The sequence below is a fragment of the Streptomyces sp. NPDC054047 genome, from assembly GCF_055585065.1.
The window spans coordinates 1-22,202 of record NZ_JBVJKV010000023.1 but is presented as its reverse complement, the minus strand read 5'-3'; the positions used below and the strand labels follow the sequence as shown (position 1 = coordinate 22,202).

Below are 22,202 nucleotides of genomic sequence, written 5' to 3'. Positions count from 1 at the left end.
CCGCTTCGCTCTGCCTCCGGCAGCCGAATACTACGAATCCTCCGGATTCTCCATTTCGCGCGTCCCCGCGCGAATTGCCGCCCTCCGGGCGGGAGTTATCTAAAGGCCCTCCGGGCTCTTTTCGATAACTGTTACGACTTCCAGTCGAAAAGAATTCCACCCTCCGGGAGGAATTCCCAATGCGCAGTATTCGAGGCGTACTTGACCGCCCGTCATTTTTCAAAATATCCCTATGGGCGGGTGTGATTCCCTCCGGGAATCACCCAGGGAATTTCCAATTCCCTGAATCTCAAAACAGAATACACCGTTTCCGGGAGAGATAAGCGAACTCCCGGAAAGAACAAGGGGTGTTGGCCCTCCGGGCCAGCACCACACCGCACACTGCTCGGAGCGCCCTCCGGGCGCTGCTGTGCACCTGAGGCACCCTCACGGGTACAGCAGCCCCTGACCCTCAACGCCACCCCTGTCCCCGAGGCTCAAGCACACCCCCCGACCACACTGAGACATAAGTGGCAAGCTCTCCTTGAGAAGATGATCGAACTCGGTGACGTAGCGGGGAGGCCGGCCCGGCAGCTGAAGGGCGACGTGCAGTTCATGGCGCACCGCGCGAGTGGTAGCACGGGTGTGGAAGGTGATGCGGCGGACGTCCTCGCCGGCTTCAAGCTCGCGCAGGCAGCCGGTGGCCGCGACCGTCTTGCCGAACCAGGCGCCGCCGTAAAGAGACATCATCGCGCGGGCATTGATGGTGCCGGTCCGGTCCTGTCTGGCGGCAAGCAGGGCACGGGTAGTGACCAGGCTCCGCACCCCGGCCGCTCACCGCCAAGTGCCCGAGCCCCGCACAGGCACCAACCGGGCCGAGGCTGCTATTCGGGCTGAGTTACCGCCAGGGCCCAGCGAACATCCTCCTGCGAGGCATCGACTCCCACCACGAAGGACCCAGAGCTCACCACGCCTGCATCCAGAGTCACCGACCCCACACCCGCGGTGCCGACCGGGCAGTCCACCTCGAACTCGGCCACCTGCACCTGCTGCGACTCCATCGTCACCGCCACGCTGCCACCACCCTCACAAGCCACCGTGAGCACCGTCGGCAGCCCCTCCCAAGCCCCGCCGGACACAACCCCACCATCGCCCGTTCTCTCCTCCACCCACACCAAACCGTCAGGCCCAGGGTGAGGAAGAAGCCCCCCAGCAGCCACAGCCGGCGCCACCCCGGCCCCAGCCACGGCAAAGACTGCCAGCATCCCCGCTAACACGAACTTACGTGTACTCACCACTCAGTGCCCCTCCCAGTGATCTGTCATAGCACGGCCATTATGGCGGGCAAATCCCCAACACACCTGAGTACCCATACTCATGACCCCCAGCCAGAAAGGCGGTCCACGCCAAAACCCACCCGCAGACCAAGCAGCGGACGCAAGAGGCGGGGCAAGGGCTGGGACGCAGCCAGTTCCTGCTCTGTCAACGGTAGACCGGAGCTGGGCCCGGAGGAAAGAGAGGAGGGACTGGAGGAGCAGGGGGCCCGAACAGGTCACCAGTAGGATCGTACGGCTGAGTCGAACTCCCGGTATTAGGCTCAGGGAAATCGGTGTTCTCTACAGCCCATATGACGCCCAAAGTGGCCGCCGCGACAGCCGCAATGGCAACCGCACAGAGAAGGATCCTCACCACTTCGCGACCTAGGCTGCGGCGCATCCAACTCCCCCACCCTTCGACCGGAGCCCCAGGGCTTGACGGGGTGACGGGTGTCGTCCCGGTTCGTGACAGCAAAAACCCCAAGGGCCCCGCACTGGTCGTACCTGACCATGGCTGGGACGCCTTCGTGAACTGGATCAAGCACTGACCCAGCCCAAAGGAGCCCCCGTCATGGGCGGGGGCTCCTTCATGTCCGGCGATATCAGCCCACTCCGCGTGAGGAGAACCGGCGGGGCGGCCACGCGATGGGCGTGACGATGCGCGCAGTCGGGCAGTGCCAGCCTGCCACCTGACTCTCCCAGGTGAATGTAGGGGCGTCATCGTGTTTCCCAGCTGGCCGTCACGAGGGTGAAGCCCTGCGCGAACTGGCCTCCTGGCTGCGCTGGAGCAGACAACTCGGCCAAATTAGCCCTGTCCTGGACGATGCCAGCTGAGACCAGCAGGAGGCATCGGCCCAAAGTGCAGGCCTGAGGGCAAGTGGCGCCCGGAGTCATCGGGATTTTGGTGCCGCCTGCCACATACATGGTCAGGACCGGTTCTGCCCAGCCGCTGCTGGGCCAGAGACGCGGCCATCTGTTATCCGTCTCCTCGCTACTCGGCATCCGTCAGTCCCGCCTCGACGGTTAGGGCGAGGAAGTGTTCGGCTTCCTCGTGCGTTAGACGCAGGCTGCGGACGTCTCGGCGCCTTGGTCCAGGGCAACTGACTGTGCAGTCGTAGTTGCCGCCGCCGGTTTCCTTCAGCCTCACGCACATGTGCATCGGCCAGTCGCACCCCTGCACGCCCCAGTTCAGGTGCAGATGCCGGCGCAGCGCGGCAAGTCTGTGGTGGGGCGGCAGATTGCGCTGGGTGTGGCAGTCGTTACAGCGCAGGAGGTGTTGCAGGCTTCGGGGCCGGGCTAGGAACTCTTTGCCTTGTCCTTCCATGGTGTTGCAGCTGCCACAGAGAGGGGCGCGGATCAGGCCGTGGGTGTGGCAGTGGTCCCAGTCGGTGGCAGGCCGGGCCGTCTCACATACCGCGCACAGGAAGTCCGCTGCCCTGGTGCCGCGTTCGCGTACCTGGAGGTAGGGGACACCCTGAAGCTCGTGTCCATAGGGCCTCAGGTGCGCGGCCGCACAAGCGGGACAGGTGACCTTCCACCCCGTGGCCGACGGGGTGCGCCAGCTGCTGTCCGGGCTGAGGGCACCACAGGCGTCGCACGGCTGTTGCATGAGATGCAGCTGGCGTTCGGCCTCGTCTCGCTGGTCAAGGAGGTAGGCGAGGACGCGAGGAATCCTCCAGGTTCCATCCGCCCGCACCAGGGTGCGTACGGGCAGGGTGCAGGCGATGGTGTAGTTCTGGTAGCGCTGGAGCAGGCAGTCTGGGCTGGAGTGCAACGACTGCGAGGCGGCTGCATTCAGCTGGCTGCACCCGCAGCCGCTGCCCGCTCCCCTGCTGTCGATGACACGCTGGATCTCCTTGCGCCAGCTGGTGTGCACAAAGGCGGCTGGCTCTGACTCGCCCTGCTCATCGCGCCCTAGGTCGGTCAGGTCCTCGGAGTTCCAGGGCAGTTCCGCCATCCTGCGCCCCGCCTGTCGGACATCCGCATCGAGGAACTGCCACTGCCCCGCCCTCTTGTAGGTGCGCACCGGCGTGTGCCCGAAGAACACAAAATCGTGCGGGGCGCGGTCTTTACGGCGAAAGCCCTCAGGATTCAGAGGAATTGGGCAAGTACGCGTTGCGTTGGCCAGATACCACACAGCTGACTTCTGATTCATCATCCGGCGAGCATTGCACCGGGCACTGACAGCTGGTGAACGAGGAACGAGGCCGCTGAGGGCTCGCGGGGATCCACACCACCGGCGTGTTCGCTGCGCCCCCGTCCCTTGCCTGCCAGGGGCGTCAACTAGCTGACGGTGTAGGTGCCGCCGGGGAAGTTCCAGCCGTCGGTGCCTTCGCCGATGTCGTCGCAGATGACGAAGTCGATGAAGTCGTCCTCGAACTCGGCGTCGCTCAGTTCCCCCTCGCTCCACTTGGATTCGATGGAGGTCCAGTGGCCGTTGCGGCCGTCGATGCGCAGCGGGGCGCTGCCGTTGGCGCCGCGGTTGCGTTCGTCGGCGCCGGTCTTGACGACGCCGCGGATCTCGAACTGGTGGTCCTTGAAGGCCTGCGGGATCGGGTCGGCGGGGATGGTCGCGGCTGCTTCGTAGGCCTGGGTGAGGATGTCGCGGTAGTGGCGGCGCACGTTGTACTCGTCGTCGGCCAGCCACTTGATGAGGGTGGCGTGCGTGATGTGGAGTCCGGCCTCCTCCAGGGCGGTGTAGCCGCGGTGGGTCTGGGTGAGGTGGACGAGCTGGGCGTGCCAGGTCTTGGCCTTGTAGGAGGCCAGGCGTCTTTGGGGGGTGAGGTGGTAGGTGGCGAGCAGGCTGTTGAGTGCTGCGCCCAGGGTGGGGCCCTGGCCTTGGGACATCAGCCGTCACTCCCCTGCTCGACCTCTGCCTTGACTTTGACCTCGCCGAAGCCGGTGCCGACCTTGTACTTGCCCGGTGCTGCGCCGTGAGGGGTCCAGAAGACGGCCTCGTCCACGTTGCGCAGGGCGATGAGGGTGTGGCCTTCCTGGACGGCGCCCCAGGCGACGACCCAGTGTCGTACGGAGGCTTCGGCGACCATGCTCAGACGCCAGTCCGGGCGCCAGAACGGCGAGTTGACGCGTTCGCCCTTGGGCCACAACAGACGCAGGGCGACGGACAGACGCCGCTTGTACTCGTCGTACGGCTCCCCGCCCGCCTCAATCAGCTCACCGCGGGCCTGCTTCGCCTCCTGGTAAAAGGGCTTGAGGAGCGAGTTGTTGGCGCGGCCGGTGAACGAGTCGTGGATGCGCAGCGGCTCGGCGATGTGCTCTTGCCGGATCAGCTTTTCCAGAAGTTCCATGTGCGGGGTGGTCACCCAGATCCGGCCCTGGTCATCGGGGCGGTCGGCCAGCCGTCCCAGCGGGTGCGCCATGGCTGGGTGGTCCCAGGCGGGGACGTCGATCTGGAAGATGCCTGCCTGATCCTTGGCGCGCTGCTCGAGCGGGCCGGTGTGCAGGAGTTTGTTCGGGGCCAGGGTGACGGCGGAGCAGGCCGAGGGATAGGAGCCGTTGCGGTCGATGGTGCACAACTGTCCGGGGCCGAACTCATCGGGCACGATCAGCTGGTGACGCTTGCCGCCGCGGCCGCGGACACTCTGCACATCGGGGTGCACCCAGCGCGGCTCGCCGTCCATGACCTCGTTGAACAACGACCACGGCTGGGCGTCGCGCTCGGTTTTGCGGACCACGGGGATCGGATGCATCTTCGACCGGTTGATGGCCTCCTTGAGCAGACGCAGCGCAGGGAAGGGCGCGTCTTCGGGTTCGTCGTCCTCGTCGCCGGGCTGCAGCTCCTGTTCCTCCTCCGCCGGTGCCTCCTCCCCCGCGGGCGGCTGCTGGGCTTCGGCTGCCGGGGTGCTGCGCTCGGCTCCCCCTGTCGGGGCATCGTCGCTGGCGTCCTGGTCGGTCTCTGCGCCGGTATCAGGGTCGGAGGTAACGGCTTCGGTGTGCTCGGCGCGATGGGCTGCGGCAAAGGCGTCCAAGGCGGCGCGCAGACGCTGGCCCTCCGGGGTGTCGGGGAGGATGAGACCGGCGGCCGAGGCCAGGGCGGCCGTGTAGGCCCGCAGGCCGGGCAGGTCCTGCGCCGCTCCCTTAAGTACCGCGTCGCGGTGATCGGACAGGAGTTGCAGGGCCTCGGAGGGCAGGCCTCTGACGGCGCCGGACGTAAAGGGCAGGGCAGCCTCGACCAGTTCGCGCTCGGTCTCGGTGTCGGGCTCGGTGACCGCACCGGCGGTAGCCGAGGCCGTGTCGTCGGCGGGCGATGCGGTGGATACCGATGGAGCCGGATGAGGCAGCGCGGGGGCGTCGGTGAAGCGGGCCCGGTCGAGCTCTGCCTGCAGGCGGAGCGTGGTCTGCCCGAAGTCCCGTTCAGTGACCGCGACGTCGGCGAGCCCGGAATCATCGGCGACGGCCAGGGTGAGCGTCACATCCGCGTCCAGGCCGCGCACCACCTCAGGGTCGTCTGTGTTGAGGACGGCCAGGACCGGCACCGACAGTTGCCGGGCCAGGTGGGTCAGCGTGCGCACCGCGGGTGGCACCTGGTCGCCGGAGAGCGGGATGTGCGGGTCATGGGTCTGGTGCAGGCGGTCCACGACGATCAGGGCGAGGTCGTCGACGTAGGGTGCGGTCTCGGTGATGGCCTGGGCGGTCAGCCCGGCGCCGTCGTCGAAGAGCACCGGAGCCTGCCCCACGCGGGCGCCGGCCGCCTCGGCGGCTTCGCGTTCGAGGGTGGTGAGTGTTGCGGCGCGCAGGCTGCGCAGGTCAACTCCGGCCTCGGCGGCAATGATCCAACGGGTGACGACTTCCTTGGTCAGGCCCGCGGCCGCGTACAGCACGTGGCGGCCTTGGACGAGGGCCGTGTGACGTGCCGCGGCCAGGGCGAGGAGGCTGCCGCCGGCTCCGGGGGGCGCGGCCACCAGAGTCAGGCGGCCGGGCTGGAGGCCGCCGGTGGCCGCGTCCAGGTCCCGCAGCCCGAAGGCCTGGCCAGGGGAGGCGGTGGGCGTGAGGACGTCGCCGACCATGTCGCCCAGGGCCGCCAGTCTGCGGGGCGCGGGGCGGGGAGGGGTCTGCTCGCTGTCCACCGTGTCTTCTCCCTTGGGGGATGCCGTGCGCGCGCCGGATGTGTCGGTGTCGCTCACCGGGCCGGTCCGTTCAGATGTAGGTGACGGGGTTGCGGGACAAGTGTGGGCTGGGGGTGGGCCGGCCGACCCGCGGGTCGCCGTTCAGGAGTTCCCCTTCGAGGGCGTAGCGGCCGTCGTGCTTGCTGATCCCGGTGATCTTCGCGACCGCGAGCACGGTCCCCTCGGTGTTGATGATCTGCGCCTCGTCCTGGGAGACGGCCCGGTCGGCGTTGAACTTCCAGATGCCGCGGCCTGCTTCCCAGGCCTCGGCCTCGCTCATGCCGGGACGCCAGCCGAGGGTGGCCCGCCCCAGCGGGTCGCTCGCGTCCGCGGCGCGCTCGGCACCGATCTGGATCTGCAGCACCCGAGCCCCCCCTCCGATTACTTCTCTACTTGTTGCAAAGTTACCACAGCGATTCTAACTTAACAACAAGTTAGAAAGTAGGGGCGTGGTGTCAGCGCGGCCTCATAGCCCGCCCACCAGCCGAGAGATCCCTTCAGGGCCGGACCCACAGCGGGCAGCGTCACGCCAACTGAGCCGACCGCTGCACACCAGACACCCTGCCGGCCCGCAGGAGATGTCTCGCTCCGGGCCCACGTGCACGGCAAACGAGTGCACCCCGGCCCGACGACTGACTCATGGACATCACCTCGGCTTCCCTCGTCGCTCCGCTCGGCGTCATCGTGGGCGCGGTCATCACGGCTGCTGTCACCCGCTGGACGACGGTCCGCACTGTTCAGACTGCCCGGCACAACGCCCACGTTGACCGGCAGCTCGATGCGCTCTACGGGGTTCTTAGATGTAGCGGCGGACCTCGGCGCGCTCAGCTGGGGTGACGCACTGAACCTGGCCGAGAACGAGGTCGCGACGCGTAAGGCAGTGCAGCAGATTCAGATCGTCGCACCGTCCGAGGCGCAGCCCACGATTCACGACGTGTGGCAGGCAGCCCTCGACGTGATCGTCCACGGCCGTAGAGAGAAGCCCTGCTACCGGGCCGAGTTGAGACTGAGGTTCCGCTCAACCTTCGCGGTGTTGGGAACCGATGGTGTTCTGACCGGGGGCTGCGTGGTCGGTTCCTTGCCAGACGGGTTCGACGGAGAGGCCGCGATCAAGGCCTGCGAATCGGTCGCTGAGCTGCACCGCGCGCAGGATCAGGGCGGCATTCCTGACGTGAAAGGGGAGGCACCCGCTGACGCGGCCCGCGAAGCTCTGGAGGGTATCGACGGCCTCACTCCGTTCGGATGACTCCTCCTCCTCGATAGGCGAGCTCGGCACCGGGAGACAGAAATGCGCTATCAGTTCGAGTAAGCCCGGGGCCGGTTGGAGACTCTCTGCGGGGCATTGATCATTGCGCCGAACCGATGGCTGCACCCTGCGACGCCCCATCGGATCCGTGAGAAGAGGCAGGCCTCATCGTGCGACCCGAGGCAAGTCGTGCCGCACAGGTGGTGGTCCACGCCACGGTTGAGGCTCAGCTCCCGTCGGGCTCCAGAGCGCCGGCGACGTCAGCGGCCAGACCGTAGCCGGGGCTGTCGTCGAGGAGTTCTTTTCGCCGGTTGTAGCGCTGGGTGGTGCGGGAGTCCTTGTGATCCGCCCAGCGCTGGACTTTGTCGGGGCGCGCATCTGACTTGGCCAGGGCGTGGGTGATGGCGTCGCCCTTGGTGCCGTGCGGGCCGCGCAGGGGCAGACCGGCGCGCTTGGCCAGGGACTGCAGCAGCCGCCACACCGCCGGTTCGTCGAGCTGGCCGCCGCTGGCGGTGCAGAAGAGCCACCCCTCGGTGCGGCCGTCGAGGTATTCCTGCAAGGCGTCCCAGGCCACCGGCGGGATCGGCTTCTTCCTCCGGCCGCCGCCCTTCATCTTCTCCAGTTTCAGCACCCGGTGCCCCTTGTCGTACCCGAGGTCCTCGACCCGGGCGTTGAGCAGGGAGTCGATGCGCAGGCAGCAGGTGTACAGAAGGAGCAGCAATGCGTACGCGCGCTTGCGATACGCGGCGACGCGGTGGTGGTCCCGGGCGGTCACCAGGAATGTGGTCCACTCCTCCTCTGTGTAGCCGGGGGTGGGCGAGTAGTCCGGATCGAGCACCGGGCGTTGCACCGCGTCGAACGGGTTCTTCACCCCGTCGTCGCTGACCTTGTCCAGGTAGGCGAAGAAGGAGGACGCCGACGACAGCGCGTTCGCCCGGGACGCCTCGCTGTACGGCTTGCCCGTGCGGGCCAGCTCGCCGCGCGCCCCGCCCTTGACCCGCACCCAGGTCGGCGTGTTCTCCAGATACAGCCGGAAGGTGTCGGCGAGTGGGAACTTCACCGCCATCGGGTGCGCGCCGTGCTCGCGGGCGAACTCCTCGAAGATCTTGAAGCCGCGGGCGTAGGACTTCTGGGTGTTCACGCTGCGCTGGTGGGCGATCCAGGACGCGGCGAGGGTGGGCAGCACGTCGTCCGCGCCGTACAGGGCGACGAGGTGGTCGTACAGCTTGCGGGCGTGCTCGGGCCACTGCTCGCGCGGATCGCGGTGCAGCGTTCCCAAGGCGGCGCGCGGTGCGCGGACCGGCGTCGTGGTGGTCATCGGGCCGCGGCCCCGTCCCGCGTCGGCGACGCGGTACCCAGCTTCATGGTCACCTCGCCGAGCACGAACACACCGTTCTCCCGGCGCAGATAGCCCTGTTGAGTCAGGGTGCGCAGCAGGTGGTATGTGGTGGGGAGCGGGAGGCCCGCCTCACGGGCCAACTGTTTCGCGGGAGCCCCCTCTCCATGGGCGGCGGCGACCTCCAGCAGGCGCATTGCCCGCTGCACGGAGCTGAGAGGGCGCTCACCGCGTGTCTCGTCAGATGCCGGGGCCGGGGCCCGGTCTGACGGCTCGGAGACGGCGATGAGGGATTCATGCTCGGCTGCCGTCGCCGCTACGGCCTGGGTGGCCGGGACGGCGAGGAAGGCCGCTTCGTCGTGCGTGAGCGGCCTGAACTCGTGAGGAGTGCCGCAGGTGTGGCACAGGACGTGGTGCGCCTCGGCGAGGTCCTCCTGGAGCTGGTGCATCAGGTGCGTGACGTCTTCGTCGGCGCTCAGGTCGCCGTCGGCGAGCCGGGCGTCCAGCCGGACGGCCCGACGGGCGAGTTGCTGCAGGGCCGCCCGTGCTTTCTGGCGGTTGCTCGCCGCGGCCGAGACATCGCCGTCACCGGTTGGGTCTGCGGTGGCGCCGTAGTGGTGGACGAGGGTGTTGCGCAGGTGCCGGGCAATCTCGGCGGCGCGCTCGCGGTCTTCGATGGGGGTCAGGGAGACAAGCACGTCGGTGAGCTCCGTAGCGTGAACCGGGGTGCTCGTCGAGAAGCTGCCGGTCACCAGACGGTGGACGGCGGTGCGGGGCACGCCCGAGGCTGCCTCCAGGCTGCGCACGCTGGGATTGCCCGCCCCGGCGTACAGCGCGGCCAGCAACACCTGGACCTGTTGCGTGTCCTTCGCCCGGTCGACGGCGTGCTGATCCCGCCGGCGGTCGAGGCGGGCTTCATTCGCATCCCGGTGCAGTTGCCGCCACGCACCGCGCTCGGTCTCCGGCACCTCGCAGGCGTCGAGCAGGGCTTCGAGCAGCTCGATGCTGGGAACCTGGTCCCCGCTGAGGGCACGGGAGAGGCTCGCCATGCCGTAAGAGGAACGGGCGCTCAGCTCCCGCAGAGTGAGCCCGCAGGCATGCCGCAACTCGCGTAGCGACTCCGCCAGTTCGCGCACCGGTGGCGGCGTATTCGCGTCCAGTGGCTTCTCCCGGCGCCCGGCCATCAGCGCCGACCTCCTCGGTTGTCCCATTCTTTCATTCTTCCGTATCCTCTGGGACATCCTGCGGTCCCGGGGGCAACGCGCCCCCACAGGAGTCTCCTCAAGGGGAAGCAAATGACCACCCTCCAGGCCCAGTTCCTCATCCTCCTCGTACTCGTCGCAGCCGTCGCGGCCCTCGCCGGATCCCAACTGGCCCTGGCCGACGGCGTCAAGGTGCGCGCGGCGTGCGGGTGGGCGGGACTGGCGGCCGCGGCCGCCGCGTTCGACCTCGGCGCCCTGTACGAGGCGCTGGACCTTGGCCAGGGCGCGCCGGACGCCGCCCGGTCGGGGGCGGTCGCGCTCGGGACGCTGGGCGCCGCCGTGATCGCGGGCATCGCGTACGCCGTTGCCTCCGACCTGAAACGGGGCAGGCGGTGGTGCGTGACCTCCACCGCCTTCACCCTCGCCATGGCCGTGCTCGCGGTGGTGGCGAAGATCGTCAGCTGACCTGCCCCGTCCCCGCACCGATGCCGGGTGGAGCTCCTGCTCCGCCCGGCATCTTTGTGTTCACCGGTGGCGGCTTCACGGTGGCTGGGCGCGATCGCCCCCGCCGCGTCGGCCTTGCCGCTTCCGCCGAGGAGCCGACCCTGCCCCGCGGTCCGCGCGGGTCCGTCCGTCGGCGAGATCGCGACGGCACCCGGCCCGGCCGGGCCGGGTGCCGCGAGGGCGGCCGGACGGGCCGGCGCCACTTCCCCGGCGGGCATGTCGGGTGATTCCCCCGATTGCAGGACGTTCTGATCCGGCGTCAGCATACGCACAGGATAACTGCAATTATCCTGTGCATTCTCGATCGTCACCGCGAGCCTCCCGGCACGGAAGACCGCCAACACCGTCCGTGGTGTACAACCCGCCCGCACGCTGTGTGAGATGGGCGCGCCCACAGGAGGTGGAAAGCAGGTGTACCGGCCGGTGCGCATCGACATGCTCACCGGGCACCAGCCGAGGGCTCTTGTCGCGCAGCAGCAGCCGCGGGCGGCATGCCGCTGCGCGGACAGCCGCACCGACACGGGCAGGGCTGTTGGCCCGGCACCACACAACGCCGCCGGCCCTGATCTCATGGCGTTCCTCGACGCGTACTTCGGCACGCACCGCCTTGTGCTCGCATCCCAGGAACTCCCCGCGCGTCAAAGCACCGGTCTTGACCACGGCCCACTCGCCGTCTAGCGCAGGCCGCCCCTGGCACAGCAGGAAGCGCCCCGCCTCGATCGTCTTGATGATGTCGCGCCAAGGCACCCCCACGTCCGCCCGCGCGGGACGCTCCGCCCAAAGAGTCCCTCCTGCATCGCTGCCAGGGCGCTGTGGGCCGCGTCCTGCAGCGCCATCACCCCTGCAGCAGCCCGGCCAAGGGCCTCCTGGCCCCGCTCCAGAGGCTGGAGGCGTCCGCGCGGTACGCCCACCCCGCCCGGTTACCGACGGCCCCCGGCCAAGGCGGCACTCCCCCGGGCAGATCCGCAAGGCCACTCCGCACGATCCACAACAGCCCCAACGAGCCCCACACCCAAGCCAGTTCACCCCACCACCATCCACCACGACTGCCCTCACAGCAGCCACCCTCGACACCCAGCCAAGGACACCCGAACGGGCCGCCCGGTCCCCTGCCGCAAGCACAGCGGTCCAGCACCCGGACCGCCCCCCCCCCGGCATCGAGCGGCCTCTCCACTCAGGGGCCGCCGTCGCCGTAATGCGGGCCGGGCCAGGCCAGCATGGTTCAGTCCCGCAACACCGCCAGGCGAAAGGCCGCTCCCGGCGGATCCCGGGTCGCCCTCGAGGAGCTGAACGGCAGCCAGGGCCCGTGCGGCCGAGCATGGGCCGCGCCCGGGCCGGACCGGGGCGAGGGGCCGGCCCGGGCCGTAATCGTGTTGACCGCCCCCGGCAGGCGGTGCTGGAGTCGCGTACGTGGACAGCATCCCCGCCAACCGGCGGCTCTGGAACCAGATCAGCGGCGCCTACCAGCACCAGCACGACCCGCGAATCGGCGCCGCGCCCCGGCTGTGGGGCATGTACTGCGTCCCCGACGCGCAGCTGCACGCCCTGGGCGAGGTCACCGGCAAGCGGGTCCTGGAACTCGGCTGCGGCGCCGGCCAGTGGTCCAGGGCGCTCGCTGCCCAGGGCGCCACCGTGGTCGGGCTCGACCTGTCCGAAGCCCAGCTCGCCGCAGCATCAGCCGCGATGGGCACGGCCCGCTACCCGCTGGTGCAGGGCGCCGCCGAACAGCTCCCCTTCGCCGCCGGCAGCTTCGACCTGGTGTTCTGCGACTTCGGTGGGCTCAGCTGGGCGCCCCCGCACCTGGCCGTCCCGCAGGCCGCACGCGTGCTGGGCCCCGGCGGGCGCCTGGTGTTCAACGTCGCCAGCCCCTGGTTCGAAGCCTGCTACGACGAAGCCGCCGGCCGCGTGACCACCACGCTGCACAAGGACTACTTCGGCCTGCACACCATCGCCGAGGACGACGGCGCGACCAGCTACCAGCTCACCTACGGCGGCTGGGTCAGGATCCTGCGCGGCGCGGGTCTCGTCATCGACGACCTCATCGAGCCGCGGCCCCACCCCGCAACACCCAACGGCTACAACGAAACCGACCCGCCCGACTGGGCACACCACTGGCCGGCGGAACTGCTCTGGGTCACCCACAAACCGTAAAGCCCGCCGCGCCGGGACGTGACGGCCTCCCCTTCGCCGGACAGGGGCCAGGGCCACGGCCGTTGCGTTACCGGCGGGCGGGCGGAGGGGCGGGCCGGGGGCGGTTGACGCAAAGGGCCTGGGGGCCGGCGGGCGGGGGCTGGGGCCAGTGACGGGGGGCGGCATGACCGCTGCGGTGCGCGGCGCGGCCCGCGGCCACGCGCTGCTCCCCCCCCTGCTCTCCCCTGCTCCCCCCTGTCTCCCCGCAGGCGCCCCGCCGCCGTCTCCGCCGCCGTACGCCCGCGGAGACGGCGGATCAGGGGCCCGGCCTGCGGGCCGCAGATCAGGTGCCCGGCTTGCGGCCGTAGACGAAGACGTCGTCGTTCTTGCGCAGCATGTTCCAGTACTGCACGGCGTCCTTCTTGGTCATGTTGACGCAGCCGTGGGAGCCCGGCGGGGACCACACGCTGACGCCGACCGAGTGGAACGCCTGGCCGCCGTCGAAGAACTGGCTGTAGGGCATCGGCACGTGGTAGATGCTCGACACGTGGTCGATGTTGCGCCAGTAGACCTTCTTCAGGCCCGTGCGGGTCTCATGTCCGTTGCGGCCGGTGCGCACCGCAACCGGGCCGTACTTGAGGGTCTTGCCCTCCTGGATCCAGCTGAGCTGGAGCGTCAGGTCGACGCACGCGATGCGCCCCTTGTCGGTCGGGCACCTGCCCGCCTTGTTGGGGGTGTCGCCCACCGCCTTCTGCTTGTTCATGAGGTTCATGACGCCCCAGGTGACGCCGCCCGCGTACCCGGCGTTCGGGGTGATCTTGTGTTTGGTCTGGAAGGCCTTGATGGCCTTGCAGTCGGCCGCCGACTGCCGGCCGTCCACCGGGCGGCCGAGGAACTTCTCGACCTGCTTCTGGTACGGGCCGCTCTGCGCCGAGCACGACGCGGCCTGCGCGCTGCCCGTGCCCAGCGCCACCGTGAGCGGGGCCACCAGCACGGTGATCCCCAGAGCCACGGCCCCTCGTCTGCGTATATCCCCCACTGCTGCCCACTCCCCGTTCGTCCTGGTGCGTCATGGGTCCGCGGGTCGGATCCCACCTGCTAGACGGCGCGGGCCCGCCGTTCGTTGTAGGACGAATCGACACAGATGTGTAACAGAGGGCAACTTGCCGCCCGGTGCAGCAGAGGGCGGCGTGCCGCCAAGGCCGCCGCCCGTCCCTCCGGCCCCCGGTCTCAGCCGCAGGGACGACGCTCGCGCCGGCGGGCACCTAGCCGGCTTTCGTCCCGCTGCAGGTGCAGGTGCAGGTGCAGGTCTTGTAGGTGTAGGTGCGGAGGTCGGGGTGCGCCTCGCCGCCGAAGAACCCGGTGCCGCGGACGGACGGTGTCATCTTCCGCAAGCAGGTCCGGTCGCTTGCGGCGGCCGGGCTCAGCAGCGAACAGGCTCAGCGGCGAACCGGGCAGAGACGGGCGGGGATGTGCCCGCCTCTGCCGGATCCGGCGGGTACGGGGTACGGGGTGCGTGGCAGCGGCGACGCGTCGTCCAGGGTCCGATGGCTTCCTGCGCGGGCCGCGCGGGACGACGGCCGGCACGGCCCGTCCGCGCCTCTGGATGACCATGCCCCTCCCCCACCAGCCCCCCCCGGCCACCGGCCACCGGCCCACCCCGGCCCACCGGCAGAGCCGGGCGCACGGCGGTGCTGGTGGCGTAAACCCCTTTGGGTCAACGGGAGTTCACGCGGACGTCTCGTTTATTGAAGTGCCAACTGTGGGCATGAAAGCGCTTGTTGAGACGGACGTGCCATCCCCCCTGCAGGAGGCCCCCATGCGCGCTCGCCTGACCGCTCTCGCCGTGAGCACGGCTTCCCTCACCCTGGCAGTCGGGGTAGCCGCCGCTCCCGCCGCCGCCGTGCCCGCCGACAAGGCGCAGGTACTTGGCCGGTGGACCCAGACCGACGCGGGCAGCTACGGCGCCTGGGCATCGGCCAACGCAAACCAGCAGGCCTGGAGCGCGTACCGGTTCAACTGGTCCACCGACTACTGCTCCAGCTCGCCCGACAACCCGCTGGGCTTCCCCTTCAAAACGGCCTGCGCCCGGCACGACTTCGGGTACCGCAACTACAAGGAGGCGGGCACCTTCGGCGCCCACAAGGCCCGCGTCGACAGCGCCTTCTACGAGGACCTGAAGCGCGTGTGCGCCAGGTACAGCGGCGCGACGAAGACCACGTGCAACTCGACGGCCTGGACCTACTACCAGGCCGTCGACAAGCTCGGCCTCACCGGCGCGGCCGGCGAGAAGACCGCCTCCTGACCCCGCGCCCCTCCGGACGCAGACCAGACGAAGAGCGGACCAGGACCGGACAAGGCGCGGACGAAGCACGGTGGCCGGCACCCGGGTGCGGCGCCCTCGCCGCGAGGACGCCGCGAACCGCTCCAGAGCGTCTCGAGGGCGGCTCGTCCCGAGGGCGGCTCGTCCCGAGGGCGGCTGGGGGTGTCTGGGGGTCAGAAGTACACCGGGGAGCGCTCGTCCGTCCGGGTGCGAAACGCCCACCACTGCATGGCCTGGAAGGCGAGCAGCACCGGCAGTACCAGCAGCATCATGGGGCCGACCATGCTCAGGGTGTCGGGGTGGGCGGCGGCCTCGGCGAGCGAGAGGTCCTCGCCCGGGTAGGTGCTCACCACCGTCTGCGGGAAGCGGGCCACGCCGATGGCCAGCACGGGAAGGCACGCGGCCAGGCCGCTGAACAGCCAGGCGCCCGGGCTGTTGGAGGCCGCCAGCCGTGCGGCCAGCAGCGCGGCGGTGATCGCGGCCAGGGCGATGAGCGCGGCGGGCAGCGCGTTGGGCACGCCGTCGCGGGTCTGGGCGTCGAAGGCGGCGGCGAAGAGGGTGAGCAGGCCCAGCCCCGCCGCCGTAGCCCCCAGCCACCAGGTCAGCTCCGCGGCCCGGTCGGCGACCGGGCCGCTGGTCCTGCGGGCCAAAAACACCGCGCCGTGCAGCGCCAGGACGGCCAGGGCGGTCAGCGCCGAGGCCACCGGCACCGGGCGCAGCAGCAGGTCGAGGGAGGGGCTCAGGTGTCCGTCCCTGACCGGGAGCGCGCCGAGCACCGTACCGCCCAGGGCGCCCCACATGAGGGCCAGGGCCACGCAGGCGGCCTGGACCACCGCGTCCCAGCGGCGCCGCCAGGAGGGGGAGGGCACCCGGCGGCGGAACTGGACGGCGGCGTGGCGCAGCAGCAGTGCGGCGACGGCCACCACGATCAGCGGGGCCATGCCGCTGACGACGGTGGACTCCAGGCCGGGGAAGCCGCCCAGCGTGATGCCCGCGGCGGCCACCAGCCACACCTCGTTGCCCAGGAAGAACGGCCCGGTGGCCGCGTCCACGGTGCGGCGGTCCGCGTCGGTGCGGGCCACCAGGCGGCCCACGATGCCGCTGCCGATGGTGATGCCGTCGAGCACGAGATAGCCCGTCAGCAGCAGCGCCAGCAGGGCGTACCAGATGTCGTCCCACATGGTGTGCGCCTTTCAGTAGGTCAACTCAGTAGGTCAACGTGGCGTGGTCTGCGGGTTTTCCGGCCGGGCTGGGGGGCCGGCCCAGTTGTGCCGCGTCCGGTCCCTGGCGGGCGAAGCGCAGCAGCAGTGCCCAGTCGATGAGGGTCAGGGCCACGACCAGCAGGCCGAAGACCAGGAGCGAGGCGAGGGTGCCGGCGGCGGTCAGTCCGGGGGTGAGGGCCTCCTCGGTCTTGAGGACGCCGTAGATGGCCCAGGGCTGGCGCCCGGCCTCGCGGAAGACCCATCCGGCGGTGCTGGCCAGGTAGGGCAGGATGACGCACGCGCTGAGCAGCCACAGCAGGACGCGGCGGCGGATCAGGTTGCGGCGGATCAGGAACAGCAGGGCGACGAGGGGGACGACGATCATCACGGTCCAGCTGGAGAGCATCAGGCTCTCCGCGGTCCTGACGTAGTCGGGGGCGTAGTAGTTGTCGGGGCCGAACTTCTCGGTGAACTCCCTGGCCCGGGCCGCCGCGTTCTTGTCCCCCGGGCCGAACTTGGTCGGGGTCTGGTCGGCCACCACCTGGAACAGGCCGGCGCCCATGATGCCGGTGACCAGGGACGTGAGGGCGGCGACGGGCAGGGCCAGCTTCATCGACGACCAGAAGAACTCCGTGTGGGCGGTGCGCCGGCGCAGGTGCCAGGCGCTGACCGCGACGATGAAGAAGGCGCCGGTGGCCAGCGCGCCGGTCAGGACGTGGCCCATCGCGGAGCCGGCGTTGGAGTTCTGGAAGAGGGTGGCGGTGTCGACCGGCACCATCTCCCCGTCGACCCGGCGGGTGCCCTCGGGGTTTTGCAGGAAGCCGTTGGCGGCCATGACGAAGAAGACCGAGGCGTAGGCGGTCAGCGCCACCAGCCAGATCAGTACGGTGTGCGCGGTGCGGCCCAGCCGGTCCCAGCCGAAGATCCACAGGCCCAGCAGGGTGGACTCGGCGAAGAACGCCACCAGTGTCTCCACCGCCAGGGGCGCGCCGAAGACGTTGCCCGCGGCGTGGGTCAGTCCGCTCCAGTTCAGCCCGAACTGGAACTCCATCACGATGCCGGTGCCGATGCCCAGGGCGTAGTTGATCAGATAGAGCTGGCCCCAGAACCTGGTCTGGGTGCGGTGCTTGTCCTTGCCGGTGATCGCCCAGCGGGTCTGCAGGACGACCAGGAAGGTGACCAGGCCAAGGGTGAGCGAGACGAACAGGTAGTGGGCGATGGCGGTGAGGGCGAACTGGAGCCGTGCGAGGGTGAGCACGTCGTCCACGGGGGTCTCTCCTTGTGCAGCCGTGCAGATGGCGAGCAGATGAACGGGCCGCCGGGCCGGCCCGGCAGGCGAGTGCGGGCGCGGCGGGCGCGGCAGGCCGACGCGCGGGCCGCCGGGCCGGCCCGGCAGGCCCGGCAGGCGCGGCAGGCGCGGCAGGCGAGTGCAGGCGCGGCAGGCGAGTGCAGGCGCGGGCCGCCGGGCGCGGCGGGGAGTGCGGGCGCCGTCAGGAGCGCCCGCACTCCCCTGCCGGGGTCAGTGCTTCTCGACGTTCAGCTTGGGCAGCATCCGGTCCAGGCCCGCCGGGATCCACCAGGCCTTGCGCCCCATCAGCTGCATCGCGGCCGGGACGATCATCAGGCGGATGATGATGGCGTCGACGAACACGGCCACCGCCATCCCGAAGCCGAACTGCTGCAGCATGCGGTCGCTGTTGAGCATGAACGCCCCGAAGACCGCGACCATGATGGCGCCGGCGGCGACGATGACCCCGCCGGTGTGCGCCAGGCCCTCGCGGATGGCGGTTGCGTGCTCGTCCGTGCGGTCCCACTCCTCCCGGACCCGGCTGACCAGGAAGATCTCGTAGTCCATGGACAGGCCGAACACGATCGCGAAGACCATGATCGGCAAGAAGGCCTCGATCGGTCCGGACTCGACGCCGAACATGCCCTTCTGGAAGACCAGCGTCATCGCACCGAGCGCGGCGCCGATGCTCAGCAGGTTCAGCAGCGCGGCCTTGAGCGGCACCAGCACCGAGCGGAACACCATGACCAGCAGGATCAGCGAGAGCCCCACCACGATCGCGATGAACAGCGGCATCCGCTCGGCGACGGTGTCGGAGTAGTCCACCACCGCCGCGGTCGACCCGCCCACCAGGTACTCGGCCCCGTTCTCCTCACCGAGCTGCGGAAGGACGTCATCGCGCAGCACATGCACCAGATCCGAGGTCCCGGCGTCCTGCGGGGCGGAGTCGGGGAACGCGATCACCGTGAACGCGCCCGGCTCCTCGGCCGGGATGGGACCGGTGGCGGCCGCGATGCCCTGCGTGTCGTTGAGCTTCGCGGACAGCGCCTGGGCCGCCTGGTCCTTGCCTTCGGCCACCACCACCAGCGGCCCGTTGAAGCCCGGGCCGAACCCCTCGGCCAGCAGGTCATAGGCGCTGCGGCTGGTGGACTTCTCCGGGTCGTTGCCCGCGTCGGCGAACCCCAGCCGCATGTCCAGGGCCGGGGCGGCCAGGGCGCCGAGCGCGACGACGGCCAGCACCAGCACCGCCAGCGGCCGGCGCTGGACGAAGCCGGCCCAGCGGCGCCAGCCGGTCCCCGGCGCGGGCTTGCCCTTGTCGACGCGCTTTTGGGCCTTGGCGGTGAACTGGCGGGCGAAGCGCTTGCCGAAGATCGCAAGGAGGGAGGGCAGCAGGGTCAGCGAGGCCAGCATGGTGACCAGCACCGTCAGCGCCAGCGCCACCGCGGTGCCCTGCAGCGAACCCAGCCCCAGGGCCACCAGGCCCAGCAGGGCCACGATGACCGTGCAGCCCGCGAAGAACACGGTGCGCCCGGCCAGGTCGAGCGCGCGCCGCGAGGCATCCTCCGGCGAGGCCCCCCTGACCAGTTCGGCCCGGTAGCGGGCGAAGACCAGCAGCGCGTAGTCGATGCCCACCCCCAGACCCACGATGATCATGACGTACGGGGTGTAGCTGGGGATGGTGAAGGTGTGCGAGAGCAGGATGATGGCGCCCAGCGTGCTGCCCACCGCGAACACCGCGGTGATCACCGGCAGTCCGGCCGCGATGATCGTGCCGAACATGATGCCCAGGATCACCAGCGCGGCCAGCATGCCCGCGCCCTCCGCCGCGCCGCTCTCCTCCTCGGCCAGCTTCCGGGCCGCGTCGCCGCCGAGCTCGACCTGCAGGCCGTCCGCCTGCGCCGTGCGGGCGGTGTCCAGGATGCGCTGGGTGTCGGCCTTGTCCATCTCATCGGCCGTGCCCTCCAGGACGACCGTGGCATACCCGATCGTGCCGTCCTTGGAGAGGGTGGACTGGTCCTGGTAGGGGCTGCGCACCTGGGCGACCTTGGGCAGGTCGGCCACCTTCTCCAGCATGCCCGACACCCGCTGCTTGACGGCCGCCCCGGCAAGCCCGTCCTTGTCGTGCAGCACGATCTCCACGGAATCGCCCGCGCCGGCCGACCCGTGCTCCTCCAGGACGTCCAGGGCCTGCTGGCTCTCGGTGCCCGGCAGGGAGAAGTCGTCACGGTAGCGGTCACCGGCCGCCGAGGCTCCCGCCCAGACACCCATGAGGATCACCAGCCACAGCACCAGCGCCGTCCACCGGTGGCGCTGGGCGAAAGAGGCGGTGCGCTCCAGGACACTGCCCCGGGGCGGGGGCGGCGCCGAACGGTTCTCCTGTGTCTGGCCGGGCGTATAAGTCACCGTGCGCTCCTTGTCTGGATCACCGCACCCAGACAACCCCGCGACGCGGCCGGGTCGGCCACGCCTGCGGCGGACCCGGACACGAGCGGAACTGACTGGGCGTCAGTTCGTGGGAACAGGACGAAAATCGGGACGAAAAATCGGGACGACAATCGGAAAGAGAATCGGGACGGGAATCGGGACGGGAATCGGGACGGGAATCAGGGGCACGGTGCACCCCGCGCAGCACCCGGACCCCGCCCCCGGACCCGGGGGCGGGACGTACCGGTCCTGCGGTCCTGCGGTCTTGCGGCCTTGCGGTCTTGCGGCCTTGCGGTCCTGCGCGCGGCGGCGTGCGCCGGATGACCGCCAGGGCCACCGGCCGAGCTCAGTGACACACCGTCAGACCCTCACGGGGGCCCGCCGGGCGGCGGCGGGTCCTGCCAGGTTCTGCCGGGCGGTGCCGGATCTTGCAGGGCGGCAGGTTCTGCCAGGTGCTGCAGGGGCGGTGCCGGGTCCTGCCGGGTTCTGCCAGGTGCTGCCGGGTTCTACAGAGCGGCGGGTCCTGCAGGATCCTGCCGAGAGGTGCCGGGTCCTGCCGGGTCCTGCCGGGTCTTGCTGGGCGGCGGCGGGTTCTACGGGGCGGCGGATCCTGCCGGGTTCAGCCGGGTGGTGCCGGGTGGTGCCGAGCGGTGCGGTGCCGGGTCATGCAGGGCGGTGCGGTGCCGGGTGGTGCCGGGTCCTGCCGAGCGGTGCGGTGCCGGGTTTTGCAGGGCGGTACTGGGCGGTGCGGTGCCGGGTCATGCAGGGCGGTACTGGGCGGTGCGGTGCCGGGTCATGCAGGGCGGTGCGGTACCTGAGCGGGTCCGGCCGCCGCGCGCGGATCCCGCACGGCCCCCGAACCCCCCGGCCACGGCCGCCCGGTGGGCAACGGATTGTGCGCGGCGCCCGGCCGGATCACGGCGCCCGGTCCTCACCGGGCACCGGGCCCAACCGCGCGGCCCAGGACGGCACACGGAGCACCGGGCGGCACACGCAGCACCCGGGGGAGGTGTGCGGGCGTGCACCGCCGCGGTGACCCCGTGCGCCACGGCCGGCCAGGGCCGGCCGGGACCGGTGGAGCGAGCGCCGGCCGCCGAGGAGGCCGCCTCGCGCCCGGGCCCCTGCCCGGGCGGCGCAAGAGGCGCGCCTGGCTAGCGGGCCTGCAGCCGCTGGGTCTCGGTGTGGAAGATCTCGTTGCCCCGGTCGGTGATCTCCAGCAGCAGTTCCTGCTGCTCCTCGGTGAGCCCGAGCAGCAGCTCGCCGAACGCCGCCCGGAAATCGGTCAGCAGCACATCGACCTGCGAGGCGAAGGCCTCGGGCACCGCCTCGACGATGACCCGCCGGCGGTCCACCGGATCAGGCCTGCGCCGCACGAACCCGGCCTTCTGCAACCGGTCGATCACCGTGGTGATGGCACCGCCGCGGCTGAGACCGACCTGCTCGGCCAGCCGCCCCGGCGTCGTGGGCCCCTCCAGGTCCAGCAGGCTCAGACAGTTGAAATCGGTGGCATTGAGCCCCACCGCCTGGGCCACCGCCGCCTGGAACAGCACGGTCCTGGCCGCCTGCACCCGCAGCGCCGTCGCCAGCGCCGGCAGCCTGGATCCCGAGCCGCCCACACTGTCCGTCGCACCGTCAAGACGCATGTCGGGGCTGCCCTTTCCCTCTGGTGACCGAAACCACCAGCCTACTGCCCCGCCCGGACCACTCCCCCGCCCGACAACCACCCCCGGGCGCCCTGCCGCACCACCAGAAAGCCCGCACCCCCCCGGCCGCCCCGGAGAGACACCGCCCCGCCGGACCGGACGCAGCGAGCACCGCAGACCAGCAGCACCCCCCACCCCCCGCCGCCCGCACGGCCCCGGCACCCGCCGGGACCCCGCATCCAGGGGCCAACACCGCGCCCCGCCGGGCGGAGCATGCGCACGCCCCAGCGGCCCCGCCCCCCACCGGATTCTCTCTATCTTCATGCTTCTCGAATTTAGAGAGACTTTGCCGTTCCGTCAAGCCCACACCAGAAACCACCCCGCACCAGCCACCACAACAACCCACCCACAGCACCCACCCCCACCCCACACCCGGCAGAAGACACCAACCCCGCACCCAAACCACGGAGTTGAGCACACCCC

General features: G+C 70.3%; 18 protein-coding genes and 2 pseudogenes. 6 read left to right on the top strand and 14 right to left on the bottom strand.

Annotated elements, in window-relative coordinates; genetic code table 11:
- Positions 1-426: 426 nt before the first annotated feature.
- Together ACZ6ZP_RS43135 and ACZ6ZP_RS43130 are read right to left on the bottom strand one after the other, a co-directional pair.
- Positions 427-804 carry a hypothetical protein gene (locus ACZ6ZP_RS43135; protein ID WP_469410579.1) on the bottom strand — a complete coding sequence of 126 codons (378 nt, stop codon included), beginning with the start codon at positions 802-804 and terminating at the stop codon, positions 427-429.
- Positions 805-863: 59 nt separating this feature from the next.
- Positions 864-1,052 (bottom strand): hypothetical protein, encoded by a 189-nt coding sequence (locus ACZ6ZP_RS43130; RefSeq protein ID WP_469410578.1) that lies wholly within the window; start codon positions 1,050-1,052, stop codon positions 864-866.
- A 554-nt stretch (positions 1,053-1,606) separates the two neighbouring features.
- Between ACZ6ZP_RS43130 and ACZ6ZP_RS43125 the strand changes: the two genes are divergently transcribed.
- Entirely contained in the window at positions 1,607-1,843 is a 237-nt protein-coding gene (locus ACZ6ZP_RS43125; protein WP_469410577.1) for a DUF397 domain-containing protein, read from the top strand.
- Between the two features lie 443 nt (positions 1,844-2,286).
- On the opposite strand, the gene ACZ6ZP_RS43120 is transcribed toward ACZ6ZP_RS43125, so the two are convergent.
- From ACZ6ZP_RS43120 to ACZ6ZP_RS43105, 4 genes are all read right to left on the bottom strand, one after another.
- A complete protein-coding gene (locus ACZ6ZP_RS43120; RefSeq protein ID WP_469410576.1) occupies positions 2,287-3,453 on the bottom strand; it encodes an endonuclease domain-containing protein in 1,167 nt (388 codons plus the stop codon).
- A 125-nt stretch (positions 3,454-3,578) separates the two neighbouring features.
- Positions 3,579-4,142, bottom strand: a complete 564-nt coding sequence (locus ACZ6ZP_RS43115) for a hypothetical protein (RefSeq protein ID WP_469410575.1) — start codon at positions 4,140-4,142, stop codon at positions 3,579-3,581.
- A complete protein-coding gene (locus ACZ6ZP_RS43110; protein WP_469410574.1) occupies positions 4,142-6,439 on the bottom strand; it encodes a DnaB-like helicase C-terminal domain-containing protein in 2,298 nt (765 codons plus the stop codon). The genes ACZ6ZP_RS43115 and ACZ6ZP_RS43110 overlap by 1 nt, the downstream gene beginning before the upstream one ends.
- A 13-nt stretch (positions 6,440-6,452) precedes the next feature.
- Positions 6,453-6,785 carry a hypothetical protein gene (locus ACZ6ZP_RS43105; RefSeq protein WP_469410573.1) on the bottom strand — a complete coding sequence of 111 codons (333 nt, stop codon included), beginning with the start codon at positions 6,783-6,785 and terminating at the stop codon, positions 6,453-6,455.
- 399 nt (positions 6,786-7,184) lie between these two features.
- Here ACZ6ZP_RS43105 and ACZ6ZP_RS43100 point away from each other — a divergent pair, with 399 nt between their 5' ends.
- Positions 7,185-7,667 carry a hypothetical protein gene (locus ACZ6ZP_RS43100; protein WP_469410572.1) on the top strand — a complete coding sequence of 161 codons (483 nt, stop codon included), beginning with the start codon at positions 7,185-7,187 and terminating at the stop codon, positions 7,665-7,667.
- 226 nt (positions 7,668-7,893) lie between these two features.
- Here the strand turns inward: ACZ6ZP_RS43100 and ACZ6ZP_RS43095 are convergent, their stop codons facing one another.
- From ACZ6ZP_RS43095 to ACZ6ZP_RS43085, 3 genes and pseudogenes are all read right to left on the bottom strand, one after another.
- A complete protein-coding gene (locus ACZ6ZP_RS43095; protein WP_469410571.1) occupies positions 7,894-8,985 on the bottom strand; it encodes a tyrosine-type recombinase/integrase in 1,092 nt (363 codons plus the stop codon).
- Positions 8,986-9,008: 23 nt separating this feature from the next.
- A pseudogene (locus ACZ6ZP_RS43090) lies at positions 9,009-9,212 on the bottom strand (helix-turn-helix domain-containing protein); the annotation flags it as partial.
- 747 nt (positions 9,213-9,959) lie between these two features.
- A pseudogene (locus tag ACZ6ZP_RS43085) lies at positions 9,960-10,187 on the bottom strand (helix-turn-helix domain-containing protein); the annotation flags it as partial.
- Positions 10,188-10,298: 111 nt separating this feature from the next.
- Here ACZ6ZP_RS43085 and ACZ6ZP_RS43080 point away from each other — a divergent pair.
- The 3 genes from ACZ6ZP_RS43080 to ACZ6ZP_RS43070 all read left to right on the top strand — a co-directional run bounded on the left by ACZ6ZP_RS43080 (position 10,299) and on the right by ACZ6ZP_RS43070 (position 12,860).
- Complete coding sequence (locus ACZ6ZP_RS43080) at positions 10,299-10,670, top strand: hypothetical protein (protein ID WP_351174168.1); 372 nt, start codon at positions 10,299-10,301, stop codon at positions 10,668-10,670.
- Positions 10,671-11,090: 420 nt separating this feature from the next.
- Complete coding sequence (locus tag ACZ6ZP_RS43075; RefSeq protein ID WP_469410570.1) at positions 11,091-11,387, top strand: hypothetical protein; 297 nt, start codon at positions 11,091-11,093, stop codon at positions 11,385-11,387.
- 732 nt (positions 11,388-12,119) lie between these two features.
- The gene (locus ACZ6ZP_RS43070) at positions 12,120-12,860 is read left to right on the top strand and encodes a class I SAM-dependent methyltransferase (protein WP_468617936.1); all 741 of its coding nucleotides are present in this window, start codon (positions 12,120-12,122) and stop codon (positions 12,858-12,860) included.
- A 322-nt stretch (positions 12,861-13,182) separates the two neighbouring features.
- Here ACZ6ZP_RS43070 and ACZ6ZP_RS43065 read toward each other — a convergent pair whose 3' ends face one another.
- Entirely contained in the window at positions 13,183-13,878 is a 696-nt protein-coding gene (locus tag ACZ6ZP_RS43065) for a L,D-transpeptidase (RefSeq protein WP_469410569.1), read from the bottom strand.
- A 780-nt stretch (positions 13,879-14,658) separates the two neighbouring features.
- Here ACZ6ZP_RS43065 and ACZ6ZP_RS43060 point away from each other — a divergent pair.
- Entirely contained in the window at positions 14,659-15,144 is a 486-nt protein-coding gene (locus tag ACZ6ZP_RS43060) for a phospholipase (protein ID WP_351174180.1), read from the top strand.
- Positions 15,145-15,335: 191 nt separating this feature from the next.
- Here the strand turns inward: ACZ6ZP_RS43060 and ACZ6ZP_RS43055 are convergent, their stop codons facing one another.
- The 4 genes from ACZ6ZP_RS43055 to ACZ6ZP_RS43040 all read right to left on the bottom strand — a co-directional run bounded on the left by ACZ6ZP_RS43055 (position 15,336) and on the right by ACZ6ZP_RS43040 (position 21,719).
- The gene (locus ACZ6ZP_RS43055; RefSeq protein ID WP_351174183.1) at positions 15,336-16,343 is read right to left on the bottom strand and encodes a cytochrome d ubiquinol oxidase subunit II; all 1,008 of its coding nucleotides are present in this window, start codon (positions 16,341-16,343) and stop codon (positions 15,336-15,338) included.
- A gap of 25 nt (positions 16,344-16,368) precedes the next feature.
- Positions 16,369-17,631, bottom strand: a complete 1,263-nt coding sequence (locus tag ACZ6ZP_RS43050) for a cytochrome ubiquinol oxidase subunit I (protein ID WP_351174186.1) — start codon at positions 17,629-17,631, stop codon at positions 16,369-16,371.
- A gap of 252 nt (positions 17,632-17,883) precedes the next feature.
- Positions 17,884-19,920, bottom strand: a complete 2,037-nt coding sequence (locus ACZ6ZP_RS43045) for an MMPL family transporter (protein ID WP_351172654.1) — start codon at positions 19,918-19,920, stop codon at positions 17,884-17,886.
- Between the two features lie 1,307 nt (positions 19,921-21,227).
- Entirely contained in the window at positions 21,228-21,719 is a 492-nt protein-coding gene (locus tag ACZ6ZP_RS43040) for a MarR family winged helix-turn-helix transcriptional regulator (RefSeq protein WP_351172459.1), read from the bottom strand.
- Between the last annotated feature and the right edge of the window lie 483 nt (positions 21,720-22,202).